We start from the raw sequence: 19738 nt of genomic DNA on the forward strand, positions 1-19738 counted from the left end.
ACTCAGGCCCGCGGCCCGTATCGCCGCAGCGCCTCCAGCGTCAGGCCCTTGCCGACTGCACCAAAAGTGTCGCCTTCGACGAGGCGGGCTGAGGGCATCGCCTTCTTGATCGCGTTGCGGACATGGGCGAGCTGCACCGAGCCGCCGGTCAGGAACACAGCGTCGATATCCTCAGGCCCAAGCCCGGCCTGTGTGAGGCAGTTCTTGATACGGGCGGCGATACGCTCGGCCAATTGCCCGGTATGGCTGACCAGGTCGGGACGGCTGATCGCCGCGTTGAGGCCCGGCATCACCCATTCCAGCGGGATATCGGCCTGGCGCTTGTCCGACAGGGCGATCTTGGCCTCCTCGACCTCCATCAACAGGGTGTGGCCGCGCTGCTCCTCGACCACGCGCACCAGTCTGTCCAGCAATTCCGGCTCGCTGGCCTCGCGCCGAACCTGGCGGATGTCCGCGAGCACCCGCGGCTCATACATCCGGTTGATGCTCGACCACGTCGCGAAGTCGTGGAAATAGCTGGAGGGCACATCGAGCCCGGCGCGATTCATGGCGCTGCCGAAGCCGAACAACGGCATGACCACGCCGAGGCTGAGCTGGCGGTCGAAGTCGGTGCCACCGATCCGAACGCCGTCATTGGCGAGAATGTCGCTTGAGCGGTTGGCCTTGGCGTGGCGCTCGGGTCCCAGCCGCACGATCGAAAAATCCGACGTGCCACCGCCGATATCGGCGATCAGGGCGACTTCTTCGCTTGCGATCTGGCGCTCATAATCCAGCGCCGCAGCGATCGGCTCGAACTGGAAGGTGACATCGTCGAACCCGACCTCGCGCGCGATCTGGCGCAGCGTTTCTTCCGCCTTGCGATCGGAGTCCGGTGCATTGTCGACGAAATGCACGGGGCGGCCATGGACGACGTCGCGCAGTTCCAGGCCAGTGGCCTGTTCCGCGCGCCGCTTCACGGCGCCGAGATAGTAGGCGATCACATCGCGAAATCCGGTCCGCTGACGTCCCAATCGTGTGGTTTCGTCAATCAGCGAGGTCCCGAGCACCGATTTGAGGCTGCGCATCAGGCGGCCGGGGGCGCCGTCGACATAGGCGGCGATGGCCTTGCGGCCGATCAGAACCGCGCCGTCCACCTCATAGAAGATTGCGCTCGGAATCGTGGTCTCGCCGGCTTCCAGCTCCGCCAGGACCGGCGCATGGCCTTCGATGGTGCCGAGCGTCGTATTCGACGTTCCAAAATCAAGGCCACAGATTGACATGAGCGCTCCCACAGGAAGCGTCCGTCTACACATTACCGCGCCATCGATCCACCCTTAATATTGGCCCGAAATGCCGGCCCGACCGGACGATTTCGGCCATCCGGCCACGCTGATCCACAGATCAATTTCTTTGCTTGGCCGGGTTGATGAATCGATCCGTGCTAGTCCATAAGCGGCGTCCCGCGGCCATCATTCCGCCGCGGCCAGTTCGGAAAGCGGCTACCTTGGGAAGGTTTGGCGTGGCAAACATCAATCGACAGATCGCGGAAGAACTTGGCGTTCGCGAGCAGCAGATCGAGGCGACGGTCACGTTGCTTGACGGCGGCGCCACGGTCCCGTTCGTGGCACGCTACCGCAAGGAAATCACTGGCGGGCTCGATGACGCGCAATTGCGTACGTTGGAAGAGCGCCTGACCTATCTGCGCGAACTCGAAGAGCGGCGTGTTGCGATCCTCAATTCGGTCCGCGAGCAAGGCAAGCTCGATGCCGCGCTGGAGGCCGCGATCATGGCCGCTGACAGCAAGGGGCGGCTGGAAGACATCTATCTGCCGTTCAAGCCAAAGCGCCGCACCAAGGCGGAGATTGCCAGGGAAGCCGGCCTTGAGCCGCTATCCGAGCTGCTGCTGACGCAGCCGCAGAACGATCCGCAGGTGGTGGCCGCGAGCTACGTCGATGCCGAAAAGCAGGTGGCGGACGTGGCCGCGGCGCTCGAAGGCGCCCGCGCGATTTTGGTCGAGCGCTTTGCCGAGGACGCCGACCTGATCGGCAAGCTGCGCGAGGAAATGTGGTCGAACGGGGTGATGGTTTCGACCGTGCGAAAGGGCAAGAAGACCGAAGGCGAGAAGTTCAAGGACTATTTCGAATACAACGGGGCGCTCCACAAACTGCCGTCGCACCGCATTCTCGCATTGTTCCGCGGCGAGAAGGAAGAAATTCTCGAACTGCAGATATTGCCGGACGCGCAGATTCCGGTGGCCAACGTTCCGAGCCCGTATGAACTGAAGATCATGCAGCGCTTTCTGATTTCCGATCAGGGCCGCCCCGGCGACCGCTGGCTGGTCGAGACCGCGCGGTGGGCGTGGCGCACCAAGATCCAGGTGCATCTCAATATCGACCTGCGGATGCGGCTGTGGACCCATGCCGAAACCGAAGGCGTGCGGGTGTTTGCCTCTAATTTGCGCGATTTGTTGCTGGCGGCGCCCGCTGGCGCGCGCGTCACCATGGGGCTCGACCCCGGCTTCCGCTCCGGCGTCAAGGTCGCCGTCGTCGATGCCACCGGCAAGGTGGTGGCGACCACGGCCGTCTATCCGCATGAACCGCAGAAGCAGTGGGACGCGGCGCTGGCGACGCTCGGCAAGCTCGCGGTCGCGCACCGCGTCGATCTGATCGCGATCGGCAACGGCACGGCGTCGCGCGAGACCGACAAGCTTGCGACCGAACTCGTCAAGCTGCTGCCGGACCTCAAGATGTCGAAGATCGTGGTGTCGGAAGCCGGCGCATCCGTCTATTCGGCCTCGGCCTTTGCGTCCGAGGAATTGCCGGAACTCGACGTCACCCTGCGCGGGGCGGTCTCGATCGCGCGGCGGCTGCAGGACCCGCTGGCCGAACTGGTGAAGATCGATCCCAAGGCGATCGGTGTCGGGCAATACCAGCATGATCTCGGCGAATCCAAGCTGGCACGTTCGCTCGATGCGGTGGTCGAAGACTGCGTCAACGCGGTCGGTGTCGATGCCAACACCGCGTCCGCGCCGCTGCTGGCGCGGGTGTCGGGCATTGGCGCGGGTCTGGCGCAAAGCATCGTGCAGCATCGCGACGCCAACGGTCCGTTCAAGTCGCGCAAGGGGCTGAAGGAAGTGCCGCGGCTCGGGCCGAAGGCGTTCGAGCAATGTGCCGGCTTTCTGCGCATCCAGGGCGGCGAGGATCCGCTCGACGCCTCCGGGGTGCATCCGGAAGCCTATCCGGTGGTGCGCAAGATTCTGACCGCGACCAAGAGCGACATCAAGGCGCTGATCGGCAATGCCGAGATTGTGCGCCAGTTGAAGCCGCAGAATTTCGTCGACGACACGTTCGGTTTGCCGACGGTGACCGACATTCTGCGCGAACTGGAAAAACCCGGCCGCGATCCGCGCCCGGCGTTCAAGGCGGCGGTGTTCAAGGAAGGCGTCGAGGAGATCAAGGATCTCAAGCGCGGCATGATCCTAGAGGGCACGGTGACCAACGTCGCGGCATTCGGTGCCTTCGTCGATATCGGCGTGCACCAGGACGGGCTGGTCCACATCTCGGCGATGTCGAAGACCTTCATCAAGGATCCGCGCGAGGTGGTGAAGCCGGGCGACATCGTCAAGGTCAAGGTGCTGGAGATCGAGGTCGCCCGCAAGCGCATCGCGCTGACGCTGCGTCTCGATGACGAGGTCGGCGACAAGGGCCCCAAGCTGTCGGACACCAAAATGCGCGAATACTCGAAGGCATCGATGACCTCCCAGGCGCCGCGCAAGCCGCAGGATTCCGGCGGCGGCGCGCTCGCCGAAGCCTTGAAGCGTGCCGCGGAGAAAAGCGGGCGGGGGAAGGCTTAGCTAATTCGACGTCAGCAAATTCACCTTCGCATTGGCGAGAATCAGGCGGTCGGCGAGCAGTTTCGCGAGGTTGCGCATGATCCGCTCGCCGGCGCGGGGATGCTGCTCACGAAAACGTTCGAAATGGCGCAGCGGTACCTCGTAAGCGGTCGCGGCCATATCGGCCAGCACGTCGGCGGAGCGGCGCGGCTCCAGCAGCGCCATCTCGCCGAACGGCATTCCCGCCGTCAGCGTCGCCAGCCGGATGCCGTCGGGCAGGGTGACGTGCACCACGCCGCTGCGCAGGAAAAACAGCGAGCTGGCAGGATCGCCTGACGTGATGATCTTTTCGCCGGGCTGATAGGTCCGGATCGCGCCGAGAGACGCCAGATCGGCCAGTTCCTCGTCGGTCAAGCCTGCCAGCAGCGGCTGTTCGGACAGTTCCGTCGTCTCGAAAAAATCGATCGAGCCGCCGTGGCGAAACACCACCTGGTCTTCCGCCCATTCGATCGCGGCATCGAGCAGGAAATAGTAGCGCAGGTTCGGCAGGCTCGCGGTTCGCTCCGCGATCGGCGTCCATTCCGCAGCGGCCCGCTTGATGCCGGACACGATCACGGTGACCTGATAGGCCGCCAGTTCGCGGAACTCCTCGGCCAGCAGGCGGGCGCCGGCGAGGGTCATCGAGGTAACCCGGCGAAAATCAAAGATGACGAATTGCGGCCGCGGCTTGGCCACGAGCCGGCGCGCGATATAGTCGACGTTCGACAGCGAAAGCGTCCCCATCAGCTCGATGACGCGGACGTCCTGATAATGCGCGGCGAGTATCGTTTGCTCGTGCGGGCGGCGGCTGCGCCGTGACGGATTTTCACCGATATCGTAATCGGCAATGATGGCGTTGCGCGCGTTGTCGCTGCGGTTGAGCATGTGCAGGTCGTAATGCGCCGACAGCGCCTCGCAGACCTTGATGCCGCGCACGCTGTTGCCGTGCTTGTCGAGTTTGGGTGAATAGTTGCCGAGCCCGATCCGCGCCGGCAATGCGGCGAGGATGCCGCCGCCGACGCCGCTTTTCGCTGGAATGCCGACGCGGTAGATCCATTCGCCGGCGTAATCATACATGCCGGAGCTGGTCATGACCGACAGCGTCCGCGAAATCGCGTACGGCGTCATCACCTGTTCGTCGGTGACGGGATTGATGCCGCGATTGGCCAGTGTCGCCGCCATCACCGCGATGTCGCGCGCGTTGACCAGGATCGCGCATTGCCGGAAATAAACCTCCAGCACCGAGCTGACATTGTCCCTGATGACGGCGTTGGTGCGCAGGAGATAGCCGATCGCCCGGTTGCGGTCGCCGGTCAGGCTCTCGGACGAATAGACGGCATCGTCGACATCAAGCTCACGCCCGGCGAATCGCCCGAGCGCTTGCCTGATGTATTCGAACGCGCCGTCGCCCTTGGCCTCGTAAATTAGCCCGGAGCACGCGATGGCGCCTGCGTTCACCATCGGATTGAACGGGTGGTTCTCGGCGTTGAGGCGGATCGAGTTGAAGGGATCGCCCGAGGGCTCGACGCCGATCACGCTCTCTACGCGTGCGGCGCCCAGCGTGTCCAGCGCCAGCGCGAACACGAAGGGCTTTGACATCGACTGGATGGTGAAGGGCACCTGCGTGTCGCCGACCTCGTAGACATGGCCGTCGAGGGTCGCGAGGCTGATGCCAAAATGGGCAGGGTCGGCCTTGCCGAGTTCAGGGATGTAGTCGGCGACCGTCCCGCTGGTCTCGGAGAGGTATTCGGCGTGACAGCCGTCGAGAAACCGCAGCAATGGCGGTTTCGAACTGGTCCAGGCCGGGGCGCCGGTGGGCGATACTTTCATCGCCTACCGTTTTGCCGCGCAATCACGGGGCGCGCAACTGGTTCGGCGCCAGAGTTTGGCGGCGGATCAGGAACAGCGCCGCCAGGACCGTCGGCGCCAGGATAGCGAGGCCGAGCGAAGTGATCTGGATTTGCGACAGCGGATTAATACCGCCGCCGGGCGTCGCGATCACAAAGCCGCCGATCACCAGCAGCACCCGCAACGGCCATTCCAGGGCACCGGCGCGCCTGAGGTCGCCGACGAAGGCCTGATAACCCTGAATGCCGCCGCAGATGAACAGCGTGCCGAATCCAGCCAGCGCCATCAGCCCGAGCCCTTCGAGATACGGATTCGCACCCTGCAACACCAGCGCGGGGTTCAACACAAAGAAGAACGGAATGAAATAGATGATGCTGCCGACCCACATCGATTCCCAGCCCGTCTTCATCGCCGGTGAACCGGCGATGCCGGCTGCGGCAAAGGAGGCGATGGCCACCGGCGGCGTGATCGATGACAGCATGCCCCAATAGAAGATGAACATGTGCACGGCCATGCGGTTGAGGCCGACCTTCTCCAGCGCCGGCGCCACCAGAATGGCAAGGAAGATGTAGCAGGCCGTAGTCGTCAGCCCGAGCCCGAGAACGAGGCTGGTGAAGGCGCACATGCCGAGCAGCAGGAAGGCATTGTCACCGGCGATCCGCAGCAGGTCGTTGGCCAGGCTCGAGACCACGCCGGTCATCGAGAAGGCGCCTATCAGGAGCCCGCAGCCGGCGAGAATGCCGACCAGTTCGACAAAGGTGCGTCCGTTGACCTCGAGAAATTTGTTGATCGTCGTGAGTGTCCAGCGCGTGTCCTTGGAGAACAGCTGGTTCAGAATCAGCAGCAGCGCGGTCGCATAGAACGGCGCGTGGCTCTCGCGCTTGAAATACAACAGCATCACGATCAGCAGCGCGATAACGAAGATGTAGTACCAACCGTCCTTGATCGTATCCATGACCTTGGGTAATTCCGAGCGTGGAATGCCCTTGAGGCCGTGGCGGGCAGCATAGGAATCCACCTGCATGAACAGGCCGGCATAGTAGAGAACGGCCGGAATAATCGCGGCGATGGCGACATCGGCATAGCTGACGTTGAGGAACTGCGCGATCACGAAGGCGGTCGCGCCCATCACCGGCGGCGCCAGCACCGCTCCGGTCGAGGCGCAGGCCTCGATCGCGGCGGCGTAGGAGGCGCGGAAGCCGCTTTTCTTCATCACCGGGATGGTCATGGTGCCGGCGGTGAGCACGTTGGAAATGATCGAGCCGGACATCATGCCGAGCAGGCCACTGGCGAAGATACAGACCTTGGCGGCGCCGCCGCGAAAGGTGCCGCACATTGCAAACGACAGATTGATGAAGAACTTTCCGGCGCCGGTCATCATCAGCGCGGTGCCGAACACCAAAAAGCCGATCACCGTATCGGCGAACGCCTGAATCGGAATCCCGAGCAGGCTTTCACCTGAAAGCACGTGGTAGGATGTCGCCTGTTCGAGCGTCGACTGCGTGCCCCTGAACGGCCCGAGCCATTTGGCGTCCGCGAACAGTGGATAGACTGTGAACGGCAATACGCTCAGCAGAAGGCTCCAGCCGCCGGTGCGGCGCAAGGCCTCCATCAGCATGACCCACATCACCAGTCCCGCAACGATCACGACGGTCGGTGCGCCGCCGAACTCCCAACCGGCTTCAGCCGCCTTCCGGACACTGCGCATCAACACGATGGAGGCGGCAAACGTCAGGATGAAGAGCAGGACATCGTACCACGGGATACGTTCGAGCGGAGAGCGTTCCGAGCTCGGAAAGATCAGGAACGTGAACGGCAGCATCAACGCAATCAGCAGATAGAAATATTCGGTGTTGAGCTGGGTGTATCCGATGAAAAACCGCAGCGTGAATTGCTGGTTGATGCACAGCAGGATCGTCACCGCAGTGGCGACGATCAGCGCCCAGCGCCAAGCCCCGCGCAGCGTACGCACGCGCGAGACTTCGGCCTCTTGCAAATTGCCGATGCCGGCATGGGGATCGTCGAATTCGATCCTGGCGGGCGCAGCGACAGCTGCCCCATTGGCTGCAGAAGGTGACATCATTGATCCCCGGTATGGTGTTCGCCTTCAATCGGAAATACGGTGGTTATTCGAAACCGTTCGGCATGCCGGCCTTGGCAAGCGCGGCGGCGCGCGCCTTCATCCAGCCGTCAAGGAAAGCCTTCTCATCCGAAGGCGGGCTGGACTTGCCGTAGTCCGCCCACGCTGCGGCCAGAACGGCCTGCCGCTTCAACAGCGCATTGTTATGCGTCTCCTGATCGTCGGTCCATTGGCCGGCTTCCTTGAGCGCCTTCACCGCGCCGGGATGAACGGGGACCACCCAGTTCTTGGTCTGGCGGTCGGCCGCGAGTCCGGCGGCGCCTGCGGCGGCATCCTTGTAGACGTCATAGCCTGATATCATGGCCTTGGTCACGGCGTAGACCTGATCGGCCGGCTGCGATCCGTAGGCGACGAAAATCGGGTACGGATAATTTCCGAGTTCGATCGGCTTTTCCTTCGAAATGCCGGCGCCGCAGGTGGCGACATGCGGGAAGAAGAACGAACCGACCTTCTTGACCCGTTCCCATCCAGCTTTGTCATTGTGGGCGAGTGGGGGCCAGACGATGCCGCGCGGCGACGTCTCGGCTTCCTTGGCCGGTGCGGTGATGGTGGTGGCGAAAGCGGCGTCGACGTCGTTGTTGATCAGGCCCTTCCACATCGCGCCGTAGCCGGAGAATTCCACCACCTTGACGTCGCTCTGCTTGAGGTCGCCGAACGCGAGGATCGCAAGTGAGTTCTGGTTGAGCGCAGGCGAGCCGACGACAAACCCGACGCGCTTGCCCTTGAGGTCCTTGACCTCTTTCACCCCGGTGTCCTTTGCCACGCCGAGCGAAGCGCCGTTGCAGTCGACCGACGACAGCACCACTTGCAAGGCCTGCGGCCCCCATTCCTTGGCGCCGAATTCGAACACGCCTTCCTGCGCGAAGTAGCTGCCCGATCCCATCGCTGACGCCGCCGCGCGGCCGGCGCGCAAGGGGGCAAGGCGCGCGACATCGTTGCCCGCAGGAAGCACCCGCAGGTCGGTGCCGTATCTGTCCTTCATCATCTTGCCGACGGCGACCGCAATGTTGAATCCGGCGGTACCGGTGTCATAGGCGGTGAACGTCATGGTCGGCGGCAGCTTGACGTCCTGGGCCAGCGCCGGCGCAGACGCCATGAGCGAGATGCCGGCGAGCGCGACAGGCGCAAAATTCATCAGTCGACGGTTCATGTTTCCCCCAATTTGTTTCGCTAGATGAAACTTTTTCTGATTGAGATCATGTCATCGCAGCATTGCGATGGCAACGTCCGAGCACGTTCACGACCGCCATTATGCCAGTCGCGCTGGCGGACAGATCGTCACGCATCAAAAGAATGAGCGCGAAAGGCCTAAGCTTCGACGATCGCGACCACTTGTCCTTCGGCGATCACGTCGTCGAGTTTGACCAGAATTGCCTTGATTTTCCCGGTTATTGTCGATGTCACCGGGATTTCCATTTTCATCGCTTCGACGAATGCAATCTCATCGCCGTCACCGATACTCGCTCCAGCTTCCGCCGCAAGCGCGCACACGCGCCCGGCGACTTCAGTCACAATCTTGATCTCTGGCATGCCACCCCCTGGGACCGTGTGACGTGACTATTTCGTCCCGCGAACGGCTTTTTGTTGTGGCGGCAGATTGCCTGAGGTAGCTTGATCTGCAAGTGGAATTTTATTCCGCAGAGCGGAATGGAGCCTTTATATGGGAAGACGCTCGGAACGGCTTAGCAAACAGGGCAGGCTTGCCAGCGATCTGGCGGGCGAGGGCGATGTGATTCAGGTGGTGTCGCGGGCGTTCGATGTCCTGCGCTGCTTCGAGGGTCACGAAGCCCGACTCGGCAATCTCGAAATTTCCAATCGCTGCGGCCTGCCGCGATCGACCGTGTCTCGGCTCACGCACACGCTGACGCGGATGGGCCAGCTGGTCTATCTGCCGCGCGACCAGAAGTACCGCATCGGTCCGAGCGCGGTGGCGATGAGCACTTCGATGATGAAGGGATTGCAGCTGCGCAATCTGATCCGGTTGCGGCTGCAGGATGTCGCCGAGCAATTGCCGGGCACCGTCGGTTTCGTGATCCCCGATCGCTTTCAACTGGTTTATCTCGAATTCGCCCGCGCCGCGAATGCGCTCGGCCTGCACGAGACCACCGGCAGCCGCATTTCGATGGCGAGCACGGCGGCCGGATACGCCTACACCGCGGCGCTCGACGTCGACGTCGGCGACGCGTTGATCGGCGAGATGGAGCGTGAGATGCCGGAGAGCGCCCGGCTGTTGAAGGCGCGCATCGAGGGCAATCGCAGTCATCTGCGCGAACACCGCTACGTCGTGGCTTGCGGCACCTGGAGCCCGCATATCAACGGGCTCGCGGTACCGCTGTGGTCCCCGCAGTATCAAACCTACGTCGTCGCGACGATCGGTCTGCTGTCGGCGATGTTTGATGAGAAGCGGCTGCACCGCGACGTGGCGCCCGCGATGGTCGAACTGGGCGCTGCGCTCGGCGGTCTGCTCGAGGGCGCCGACGGCGACATCTTCACCAACCGGCTCGAAAGAAAGCCGCTTCCGGTCTCAGCGCATAACAACAATAAAATCATCAAGGCGGAGGATACGAATGAACTGGAAGCCGGAGCTCGACGACCTCGCCCGGCGCGAAGCGTTCGCGCGGGAGATGGGAGGCGTTGACAAGGTCAAGCGTCAGCATGACCAGGGCCGGCTTACCGTTCGGGAGCGCATCGACAAACTGGTAGATGAAAAATCCTTCCACGAAATCGGCGCGATTTCCGGCGTCGGCGAATATGACGAAAACAGCGAACTCAAGCATCTGACGCCCGCCAACTGTGTGTTCGGCCGCGGCAGGATCGACGGCCGCACAGTCGTGGTGGTCGGCGACGACTTTACGGTGCGCGGCGGTTCGGCTGACGCATCGATCTCCGCCAAGCCGCTGATGGCCGAGGAGATGGCCCATGATTTTCGCCTGCCCATCATCCGCGTCATCGAAGGCTCCGGCGGCGGCGGCTCGGTGAAAACCATCGAAACAAGAGGCGCCGCCAATCTGCCCGGCGGCGTCGGCGGTACGCGCGCGTACTTTCTGACGACGGCGAACATGGCGCGGGTGCCGGTGGTGGGGCTCGGCCTGGGCTCGGTTGCAGGCTTGGGGGCCGCGCGGCTGGCGGCCACGCACTATTCGATCATGACCAGGAATTCGGCGATGTTCGTCGCAGGTCCGCCGGTGGTGAAGCGTCTCGGCCAGGACCTGACAAAACAGGAACTCGGCGGCGCCGATATCCAGACCCGCGCTGGCGGCGTCGATGACGCCGTCGATACCGAGGAAGAGGCGTTTGAGTGCGCCAGGCGCTTCCTGTCCTATCTGCCGTCATCGGTCTACGAATTGCCGCCGACCGTACCCTGCACCGACGATCCGGAGCGCGCCGAGGAATCGCTGATGAAAGCGGTGCCGCGCAATCGCCGCCAAGTCTACAAGATGCGCCCGATCATCGACGCCGTCGTCGACAAAGGGTCGTTCTTCGAGGTCAACGCCAATTTCGGCCGTCCGATGATTGCGGGCCTGGCGCGCCTCGAAGGCCGTGCCGTGCTGCTGCTCGCCAGCGATCCCTTCCACTACGGGGGATCGTGGACGGCAGAGGCCTGCCAGAAGGTGGTGCGCTGGGTCGACTTCGCCGAAACCTTTCATCTGCCGGTGGTCTATCTGATGGACTGCCCGGGCTTCATGATCGGGCTCGAGGCCGAGAAGTCGGCGACCATCCGGCATGGCGTGCGCGCGATGGCCGCCGTCAACCAGAGCACCGTACCCTGGTGCACCATCATCGTGCGCAACGCCTTCGGCGTCGCCGGCGTCGTGCATCAGCCGGCCAACCGCTATTCGATGCGATACGCCTGGCCGTCGGCCTATTGGGGCTCGCTGCCGCTCGAAGGCGGCATCGAGGCGGCCTATCGTGCCGACATCGACGCTGCGGAAGACCCGGCCGCAAAGCTCAAGGAGATCGAGGATCGTCTCAACAAGCTGCGTTCGCCGTTCCGCTCGGCCGAAAAATTCTGGGTCGAGGAGGTGATCGATCCCCGCAAGACGCGCGGGCTACTGTGCGAATTCGCGCGGCTGGCCGAACCGATCAGGACGACGGGCCCGGCGACGAATATGGCGATCAGGCCGTAGGTGCTCGCCCTCATGGTGAGGAGGCGCTCTTGCGCCGGTTCCGGACGATTACATCGCCGGGCGAACCATGAGGCCCCCGATTGTGCCGCCATCCTTCGAGACGCGGCCAAGCGGCCGCTCCTCCAGCGATGAGCTTAGGCTCACGCGGGGATGAGGAGTGCCCGTGCAAACAACCCCATGCAAAGATAGAACAGCGGCCCCTAGGCCGCCACCACCGCCGGCTTCGACGCCGGCCGCGCGATCACCAGCGTGATCAGCGCCGCGACGATGCAGAGCGTGCCGGCAACAAAAAAGGCGGGCAGGTAGGTGGCATAGATCGTCCGCGATAGCCCCGCACCAAACGCAGCAATTCCGGCGCCCAATTGATGGCCGGCAAAGATCCAGCCGAACACCAGATTGGCGCGTTCCGGGCCGAACCGCTGCGCGGTCAGCCGCACCGTCGGCGGAATCGTGGCGATCCAGTCCAGCCCGTAAAACATCGCGAACACCGACAGGCCGTAGAACGAGAAATCCGTGAAGGGGAGCAACAGCAGCGACAGACCGCGCAGGCCGTAGTACCAGAACAGCAGCCAGCGATTGTCATAGCGGTCGGACAGCCAGCCGGAGGCGATGGTGCCGACGAAATCGAAGATGCCCATGGCAGCGAGCAGGCTTGCGGCCTGGACCTGCGGAATGCCGAAATCGAGGCACATCGGGATCAGGTGCACCTGGATCAATCCGTTGGTGCTGGCGCCGCAGATGAAGAAGGTGCCGAACAGGATCCAGAACACTTTCGACTTCGAGGCGTCGCGCAACGTGCCGAGCGCCGCCGCCATGATTGGTGCGTTGTTCGGCGGCGGTGCCACGATCGGCCCGGTGCCTTCGTCGCCGTATGGCCGGAGGCCAAGGTCGCTCGGGCGGTCGCGCATGATCATCAGAACGGCAAAGGCCGCGACGCCCAGCATCACGCAGATCAACGCCAGCGCGTTCCGCCAGCCATAATGGTCCGTCAACATGGCCAGCAGCGGCAGGAAGACGAGTTGGCCGGTCGCCACGCTCGCGGTGAGGATGCCGACCACCAGGCCGCGTCGCGCCACGAACCAGCGTGCCGAAATCGTGGCGCCCAGCACCAGCGCTGTCATGCCGGTGCCGAGACCGATCACGATGCCCCACAGCAGCATCAGGTGCCAGACCTGCGTCATGAACAGCGATGCGACCAGCGCGGCGGCCACGGTCAGCAGCGACAACAGCGACATATTGCGCAGGCCGTAGCGGTTCAGCAGCGCGGCGGCGAACGGCGCCATTACTCCGAACAGGATGAGGCGGATCGACAGCGCCGAGGAAATTTCGGCCGTGCTCCAGCCGAATTCCTTTTGCAGCGGCGCGATGAACACGCCGGGCGCGCCAACGGTACCGGCTGAGACCAGTGCGGTAAAGAACGTCACGGCGACCATCGCCCAGCCATAATGAATGTTGCGGCGGGCGAGGGCGGCAGACAGCCAGTTCGAAATCATTGCGCCTCTGGAGAATTCATTTGGAAGGTTTGCGGGATGTGCCTGAGCGGTACATCCTGGCATATTCGCTCGGTGACATAAATGTCGAACTTCCCTCGTTTTCGGACATCCCGACAAGCGGCGTACGGCCGGCGGAAAGGATGACGACGGCATCGGCCATAGCAGTATTCCGAGTGTGTCGCGCATATAAGATTATGAACATAATATTATGCGTTGCAAAAATTGCAAATAGTTGAATCATTCCATGAGAAAATATCGCGCTCGGATGAGGTGAATTGATCCGCTCGCCGGGCAGGCCGCCGCCGAGGCGGCATCGCGCTATTCCAGCCCGTCGAGCGCCGTCTTGACCGCGTTCTGGAACGCGTCGATGTCACCGAGTTCGTGGCCGAGCACCAGCGCCAGCCGGGTCAGGAATAGCGCCTCACGCTCGGGTCCCGCCGAATCGATTGCGGTCGCGAGCGTCTCGTAGGCGGTCTCGAAATCGCTCGCCGGCATCGGGTTCATGGCGTGTCTCTCCCCAGGCACAGGCTGGCGGTTCGCAGGATTTCGCTTGCCGCGATGGTCTTCCATCGTCCGGCGATGTGCAGGTCCGGCCGCAACAGATAGAGCGTGCCTGGCGCGGCGGCGAACAAGCGGGCTATTTCGTCGTCGGCGTCGGCAATCGCGTTTGTTCCGACCAGCAGCGCGGTAAAACGTTGGTCCATTTTACGGAGTTGGTCGAGCAGCGCTGCCTGTTCTGCGGTGGGTAATCCCTCGCAGAACAAAATCGCCGTCATGCCGATCCCGGCCTTGTCAAGCAAATGGCTGCCATCAACAAGCTTGGCGTTCGGTGCGACGCTGCCGCTGACGGGGCCACCCGTAAACTCGGCATCGCGGCCGGCATAGGGCGTCAGCGGGCTCTCGGAATAAGTATAGGGCTGCATCTGCCTGGGATTGGCGAGCCCGCGCGGAAATTCGTGCTTCAGGCTCAACGACAGCGCGGCCTCGCGCGCCAGCCGCCAGCCGCGCGTCGGCGGCGTCATGAAGCGCGTGCTCTTGGTGGCGTTGGCGAACACGTCGAGCGTGGCGCCGCGCCGCTCCGGCGAATAGCTGTCGAGTAGGCGCTCATCCGCCTCGCCGTTGAGGACGAGCGCTAGCTTCCAGCCGAGATTTTCGGAATCCGCCAAGCCATTGTTGAGGCCGCGCACGCCAAAAATCGGCACGATATGCGCGGCATCGCCGATGAAGAACACCCGGCCGTGCCGGTAATCGTCGAGGCACAGCGTATTGGCGGAATAGACGCTCCACCATTCCAGCTCCCACGGCTTGTCGTGGCCGACATCGCCGAGGATGGCGCCGACCCGGTCGCGGATGTTCTCCTCGCGCATCGCGTCCTGTTCACTCTCGCCTTCGCGGAGCTGGTAGTCGACGCGCCAGATACTTTCCGGTTGCTTGTGGATCAGCACCGTGCCGCCGGGGTTGCCGCTCGGTTCAAAGAAGGCGCGCCGTTCGGTCGGAAAGTCATGATCCATGCGGATATCCGCGATCACGTAGCGGCCTTCGTAATTGTCGCCCTTCATCCGCAATCCGAGCAGCGTTCGGATCGGCGAACGCGCGCCGTCGGCGGCCAGCACATAGTCAGCGTCGAGGCGGTAATTGCCAATAGGTGAGGTGATGCCGATCGAGACGCCGTCCGTGCCGGGCCTGATGTCGGAAAGCTCGCTCCGCCAGCGCATGTCGATGAGGTCGCAGGTGGTCACCGCGTCATGCAGGTATTGCTCGATATACTGTTGCTGCAGATTGTACATCGGCAGATATTTTTCATTCGCCGGATGCGGCATTTCGAGCCGGAAAATCTGCTCACCGCGGTAATAGCTGCGGCCGTAGCGCCAGCCGAGTGCCTTGTCGAGGAAAGGCGCGACCGCCCCGATCCGTTCCAGGATATGCATGCTCGGCCGCGCGATGCACAGCGCCCGGCTGCCGTCGTTAAAGGTGTCCTTGCGATCGACCAGCACGCTGCGGACGCCGTAGCGCGCCAGCACCAAGGCCGCGGTCATGCCGATCGGGCCGGCGCCGACGATCGCGACGGGATGGCGAACGGCCACGCCGTCCAGTTCGGGCACGCGCCGCGCCGGAAAGATCGGATAGTTGAAATAAAGCGAATCCAGCGGACCCTTGCCGGCAGGTCTCATGCGTTTCCCGCTTTGCTCATCCGGTGGTTTGTCCGGTTCCTTGTTCGCGTCGACTACAGCTTGAAAGAAGCGGGATGGCAAGGCAGCATGCATCGGAACGCGATCCGCGCCCACCGCCACGAAAGAAGTCCATACCAGGTCGACGACGCAATCGGAGGCGGGGTGGCAGGACTCCTCAAAGTTCGGCGGCTGCCTTTTTGCGACGAACGGCGCCAGATCTCAGATTGCGCCTGCAAACGAGAACTTGCTTACGTCCAGATGTGATTGGCCTAGCGCCATCTGCGCAAGGGTTTCTCCAACGGCGGCCGAATGTTTGAACCCGTGCCCCGAGCACGGCGAGGCTATGATGACGTTCTTCATGTCGGGGTGATGATCAATGATAAACCGGGCGTCCTTCACACAGGTGTAAAGGCACACCTTCGCCTTCACGCACTTTTCGTCGAGGCCAGGGAAGAACGGCCCGACATAGGTTCTGAACATCTCGGTAATTTCGTCCGGAGAAACGCTCCGGCGAACAGTGTCGGGCGTCGTCGTATCGTCGTACTGCTCGGTGGCGATCTTCACCCCTTGTTCGGGGTGGCCAATCAATGGAAAGCCGTAGATGCTCTGGGGTGCCGGAATTTGCCAGATGTATACCGGAAAGCGCTGCGGGAGAAATTCCTGACATTGATGCTGGCTTTTCAGGCCAAACCAGTAAAGCACCTGCCTTGTGATGCTGAATTGTCGATCCAGGCGTAATACCTGGTTGATCCATGGACCCGCGGTTACGATGAGTTTCCTGGCGCGATAGGTGCTGACGCCTGTCGTTACCTGCATGCCGTCGCCATCCGGTTCGAATTTCAGCACCTTCTCGTAAAAGCGCAGCATGGCGCCCGAGGTGGCCGCGAGCTGAAGCTGTGCCTCCACGCATGACTCAGGTCGAACGAAGCCACTGGCCTCGTCGAAATAGGCTTCGTCGTCGTCGTTTACATTGAAGGCAGGAAAACGATTCCGGATCGCTTTGCCATCCAGCATCTCGTAGGGAACCTTGGCCTGGTCGGCGGCTGCCACCGTGGATTTGAGGAACTCCGGATTTTCGTGTTCGGCAGCACGCTGACCCTTGCCGGAGATCACCAGCAGTCCGTTTTGGGTGAAAAGCTCCCGACCGGTCCGGCTCTCGATGTCGCGCCATATCTCGTGCGACCGCTTGGCAAATGGCGAGTACTCGGGACCCTCACCGCAGGCGATGCGCGTAATTCGCGTATCGCCGTGCGTCGAACCCAGCTCATGCGGCGGCTTGAGCTGATCAATACCGAGAACAGAGGCGCCTCGGCTGGCCAGCTGGTAAGTCGCGGCGGAGCCCATTGCTCCCAGGCCAAGTACGATTGCGTCGAACGACCGTTCCATTTCCGCTCCTGCGCCTATCGCTTCCGGTCGAGGAAGCCCTCCATCATCCGCTGCGGCTCGCCGCTCAGGAAGGATTGCCCGAACACGCCGACGCTCAGATTGACGGATTCCGTCAGCGGCAGTTCTTCCCATTGACGCAAGAGCGCCTTCTGCGAACGCAGCGCCTCGGGCCCGCATTCGAGCAGGGCCTTGACCGTGTGCTCGACGGCGTCATCGAGGCCGCCGGCCGGCGCGACCTTGTCGATGAGGCCCCACGCCAGCGCGGTCGGCGCGTCGATATTTTCCGCGGTCATGACCAGCCAGCGGGCGCGGCCCCAGCCGATCAGCCGCGGCAACAGCGCGGCATGGATCACGGAGGGGATGCCGACCTTGACCTCCGGCATGCCGAAGTGGGCGTCGTGCGCCGCAATCCGGAAATCGCAGGCGGCGGCGACCTCGAGCCCGCCGCCGAGGCACCAGCCCGGCAAGCGTGCGATCACGGGCGCCGGAAAGTGCCGCACGGCTTCGCAAAGGTCGCGCAGCCGGGTGATGAAGGCTTCGGCGGATTTCTGGTCGAGTTTTGCCATTTCCTTGATGTCGGCGCCGCCGATCATGCTCTTCTCGCTTTGGCCGGCCAGGATCATCGCGCGGATGGTCCGGTCGGCAGCGAGTTTCTCAAAGCCCTCGCGCACGCCATTGGTGACGGCCGAACTCAAAATATTCAGCGAGCCGGCGTTGCAGATCGACAGGCGCACCACGCCGCGGGAATCGCGGTCGATGCCGCAATGGGGATTGAGCATTTCCATCTGATTTTTCTCTGTTGGTCTTTGTTTTTGGATTCAGTGCCACGGTTCACCCCAGTTCCCGGGCAATGTGCTGAATTGTCAAGTGGCCCGAGGGAGGCGCCGGCAATCTTGCGGTGCACGCGACCACCACCTTCTCGATGATTGGACGAGGGGGCCGAAAGCGAAATAGATGCAGCTTTTTTCGCGCCCGGCTGCTATTATATGACTGCAAACATCTAATGGTTACGGGATTACCATGCGCTATTCCAAGGAGCACAAGCAGGAAACCCACGCGCGGATCGTGAAGAAGGCGTCCGTGCGGCTGCGCGAGAGGGGCGCCCATGGCATCGGCGTCGCCGACCTGATGAAGGAAGCGGGCCTGACCCATGGCGGCTTCTACGCGCATTTTGATTCCCGCGAGGCGCTGGTGATCGAGGCCTTTGCCTATGCGATGGACCGCTCGACCGAGCGCTGGCGAAAGATCGCCGAGGAGACCCAGCCGGAGAAGCGTCTGACGACCGTCGTCGACAGCTACCTGAGCCCGCTGCATCGCGACGATCCCGGGCATGGCTGCGCGGTGCCGGCGCTCGGCGCCGAAATCGCCCGCGAGAGCGCGAAGACGCGGAAAGCCTTTGCGGCCAAACTGGAAGCGATGATCGACGTCATGGCCGATCAGATTCTCGATGTGCCGCGCAAGTCGGCGCGCAAGCAGGCGGTCGCGGCGCTGGCGACCATGATGGGAACGCTGGTGCTGTCGCGGATCGCCGGCAATGGCGAGTTTTCCGACGAGATTCTTGCCACCGGGCGCGAGGCCGTGGTCGGCCGCGCGGCGGCGGCGAAGAAGGCCGTGGCGAAGACGAAGGCGAATTAGAGCGACACCCACCGCCGTCGTCCCGGGCTTGACCCGGGACCCATACCGCGTTGCGCTATCGATGACGGAAGGTCACCGCCACCTTCCGCCAAATTGGGGGCCCGGCGTATGGGTCCCTGCGTTCGCAGGGACGACGAGGTATGCTCACCGCCCACTGAACAGCGCGCGCTCGTTCTCCACCGTCTCATAAATATAATCCGCCACCGCGCGGATCCGGGCCAGGTCCTTGCTGTCGGCGTGCATCAGAAGCCAGAACGTCCGCGAGATCGTGACCTCGTCCGGCAGCACCGGGCGAAGCTCCGGATGCGCCGTCGCCATGAAGTGCGGCAGCACCGCGATGCCGAACCCGGCGATGGTGGCGTTGAGCTGCGCGATCAGATTGGCGCTGCGGAATTTCGCGGAGATTTTTGGGCTAACCTGCGGCAGATAATCCAGCTCCGGCGTGAACAGCAGTTCCTCGATGTAGCCGACGAAGCGATGTGCAGGCAGGTCGCCGCGTCCGGCGATTTTGGGTGCGCGGTCGAGATAGGCGGGGGCGGCATACAGCCCGAGGCTGTAGTCGAGCAGCTTGCGCCCGAACACCCGGCCTTCCTTCGGCATGGTCAGGCTGATCGCGATATCGGCCTCGCGCTTCGACAGGCTGAACAGCCGCGCGGTGGCGACCAGCTGCAGATCGAGGTCGGGATAGCGCTCGACGAATTTCACCAGCCGCGAGGCCAGGAAGTGGCTGCCGAACCCGTCGGGGGCCCCGATCCGCACCGTACCGGTCAGATGGGCGCGGGAGCCGCCGACCGCCTCCTGGTTGGCGACAATCGTGGATTCCATCGCCTCGGCACTGTCGGCGACGCGCCGGCCGGCCTCGGTGAGCAAATAGCCGGTCTTGCGGCGATCAAACAGTTTTGCGGACAGTTGCCGCTCCAGCCGGTCGACACGCCGGATCACTGTGGCATGATCGACGCCAAGCTGTTTTGCGGCAGCGGATACCGTTCCGCCGCGCGCGATGGCCAGCAGAAAACGGAAGTCATCCCAATCGATCGTACTGCCGCCTTGATCCAGCATTTCCGCACATCTATGGTGCATTTTATCGG

General features: G+C 63.1%; 15 protein-coding genes. 4 read left to right on the forward strand and 11 right to left on the reverse strand.

Annotation, left to right across the window (positions count from 1 at the left end; all coding sequences use genetic code 11):
* Positions 1–2: 2 nt before the first annotated feature.
* Positions 3–1259 carry an Hsp70 family protein gene (locus tag ACSQ84_RS04955; protein WP_436210498.1) on the reverse strand — a complete coding sequence of 419 codons (1257 nt, stop codon included), beginning with the start codon at positions 1257–1259 and terminating at the stop codon, positions 3–5.
* Positions 1260–1498: 239 nt separating this feature from the next.
* On the opposite strand from ACSQ84_RS04955, the gene ACSQ84_RS04960 reads away from it, so the two are divergent.
* The gene (locus ACSQ84_RS04960) at positions 1499–3832 is read left to right on the forward strand and encodes a Tex family protein (RefSeq protein ID WP_436210499.1); all 2334 of its coding nucleotides are present in this window, start codon (positions 1499–1501) and stop codon (positions 3830–3832) included.
* Here ACSQ84_RS04960 and glsA read toward each other — a convergent pair whose 3' ends face one another.
* From glsA to ACSQ84_RS04980, 4 genes are all read right to left on the reverse strand, one after another.
* Complete coding sequence (glsA, locus tag ACSQ84_RS04965) at positions 3833–5680, reverse strand: glutaminase A (RefSeq protein ID WP_436210500.1); 1848 nt, start codon at positions 5678–5680, stop codon at positions 3833–3835. It abuts the gene before it with no gap.
* A 22-nt stretch (positions 5681–5702) separates the two neighbouring features.
* On the reverse strand, positions 5703–7778 hold the full coding sequence (locus ACSQ84_RS04970) for a TRAP transporter permease (protein WP_436210501.1): 2076 nt from the start codon (positions 7776–7778) through the stop codon (positions 5703–5705).
* Between the two features lie 46 nt (positions 7779–7824).
* Entirely contained in the window at positions 7825–8988 is a 1164-nt protein-coding gene (locus tag ACSQ84_RS04975) for a TAXI family TRAP transporter solute-binding subunit (protein WP_436210502.1), read from the reverse strand.
* Between the two features lie 158 nt (positions 8989–9146).
* On the reverse strand, positions 9147–9368 hold the full coding sequence (locus ACSQ84_RS04980) for an acetyl-CoA carboxylase biotin carboxyl carrier protein subunit (RefSeq protein WP_211994455.1): 222 nt from the start codon (positions 9366–9368) through the stop codon (positions 9147–9149).
* A gap of 130 nt (positions 9369–9498) precedes the next feature.
* On the opposite strand from ACSQ84_RS04980, the gene ACSQ84_RS04985 reads away from it, so the two are divergent.
* Both ACSQ84_RS04985 and ACSQ84_RS04990 read left to right on the forward strand, forming a co-directional pair.
* Positions 9499–10476, forward strand: coding sequence for an IclR family transcriptional regulator (locus tag ACSQ84_RS04985; protein ID WP_436210503.1), 978 nt, complete (start codon positions 9499–9501; stop codon positions 10474–10476).
* Positions 10406–11965, forward strand: a complete 1560-nt coding sequence (locus ACSQ84_RS04990) for an acyl-CoA carboxylase subunit beta (protein ID WP_436210504.1) — start codon at positions 10406–10408, stop codon at positions 11963–11965. Before ACSQ84_RS04985 ends, ACSQ84_RS04990 begins: the two co-directional genes overlap by 71 nt.
* 200 nt (positions 11966–12165) lie before the next feature.
* On the opposite strand, the gene ACSQ84_RS04995 is transcribed toward ACSQ84_RS04990, so the two are convergent.
* From ACSQ84_RS04995 to ACSQ84_RS05015, 5 genes are all read right to left on the reverse strand, one after another.
* Entirely contained in the window at positions 12166–13458 is a 1293-nt protein-coding gene (locus ACSQ84_RS04995; protein ID WP_436210505.1) for an MFS transporter, read from the reverse strand.
* A 318-nt stretch (positions 13459–13776) separates the two neighbouring features.
* Positions 13777–13962, reverse strand: a complete 186-nt coding sequence (locus tag ACSQ84_RS05000; RefSeq protein ID WP_436210506.1) for a hypothetical protein — start codon at positions 13960–13962, stop codon at positions 13777–13779.
* On the reverse strand, positions 13959–15629 hold the full coding sequence (locus ACSQ84_RS05005; RefSeq protein WP_436210507.1) for an FAD-dependent monooxygenase: 1671 nt from the start codon (positions 15627–15629) through the stop codon (positions 13959–13961). The genes ACSQ84_RS05000 and ACSQ84_RS05005 overlap by 4 nt, the downstream gene beginning before the upstream one ends.
* A gap of 219 nt (positions 15630–15848) precedes the next feature.
* Positions 15849–17015, reverse strand: coding sequence for an N-methyl-L-tryptophan oxidase (gene solA, locus ACSQ84_RS05010; protein ID WP_436210508.1), 1167 nt, complete (start codon positions 17013–17015; stop codon positions 15849–15851).
* Between the two features lie 14 nt (positions 17016–17029).
* A complete protein-coding gene (locus ACSQ84_RS05015) occupies positions 17030–17800 on the reverse strand; it encodes an enoyl-CoA hydratase (protein ID WP_436210509.1) in 771 nt (256 codons plus the stop codon).
* A gap of 235 nt (positions 17801–18035) precedes the next feature.
* On the opposite strand from ACSQ84_RS05015, the gene ACSQ84_RS05020 reads away from it, so the two are divergent.
* Positions 18036–18650, forward strand: coding sequence for a TetR/AcrR family transcriptional regulator (locus ACSQ84_RS05020; protein WP_436210510.1), 615 nt, complete (start codon positions 18036–18038; stop codon positions 18648–18650).
* 144 nt (positions 18651–18794) lie between these two features.
* Here the strand turns inward: ACSQ84_RS05020 and ACSQ84_RS05025 are convergent, their stop codons facing one another.
* Positions 18795–19709 carry a LysR family transcriptional regulator gene (locus ACSQ84_RS05025; RefSeq protein WP_436210511.1) on the reverse strand — a complete coding sequence of 305 codons (915 nt, stop codon included), beginning with the start codon at positions 19707–19709 and terminating at the stop codon, positions 18795–18797.
* Between the last annotated feature and the right edge of the window lie 29 nt (positions 19710–19738).

Origin of the sequence: Bradyrhizobium sp. LjRoot220 (assembly GCF_964252915.1) — a bacterium.
Classification (GTDB): domain Bacteria; phylum Pseudomonadota; class Alphaproteobacteria; order Rhizobiales; family Xanthobacteraceae; genus Bradyrhizobium.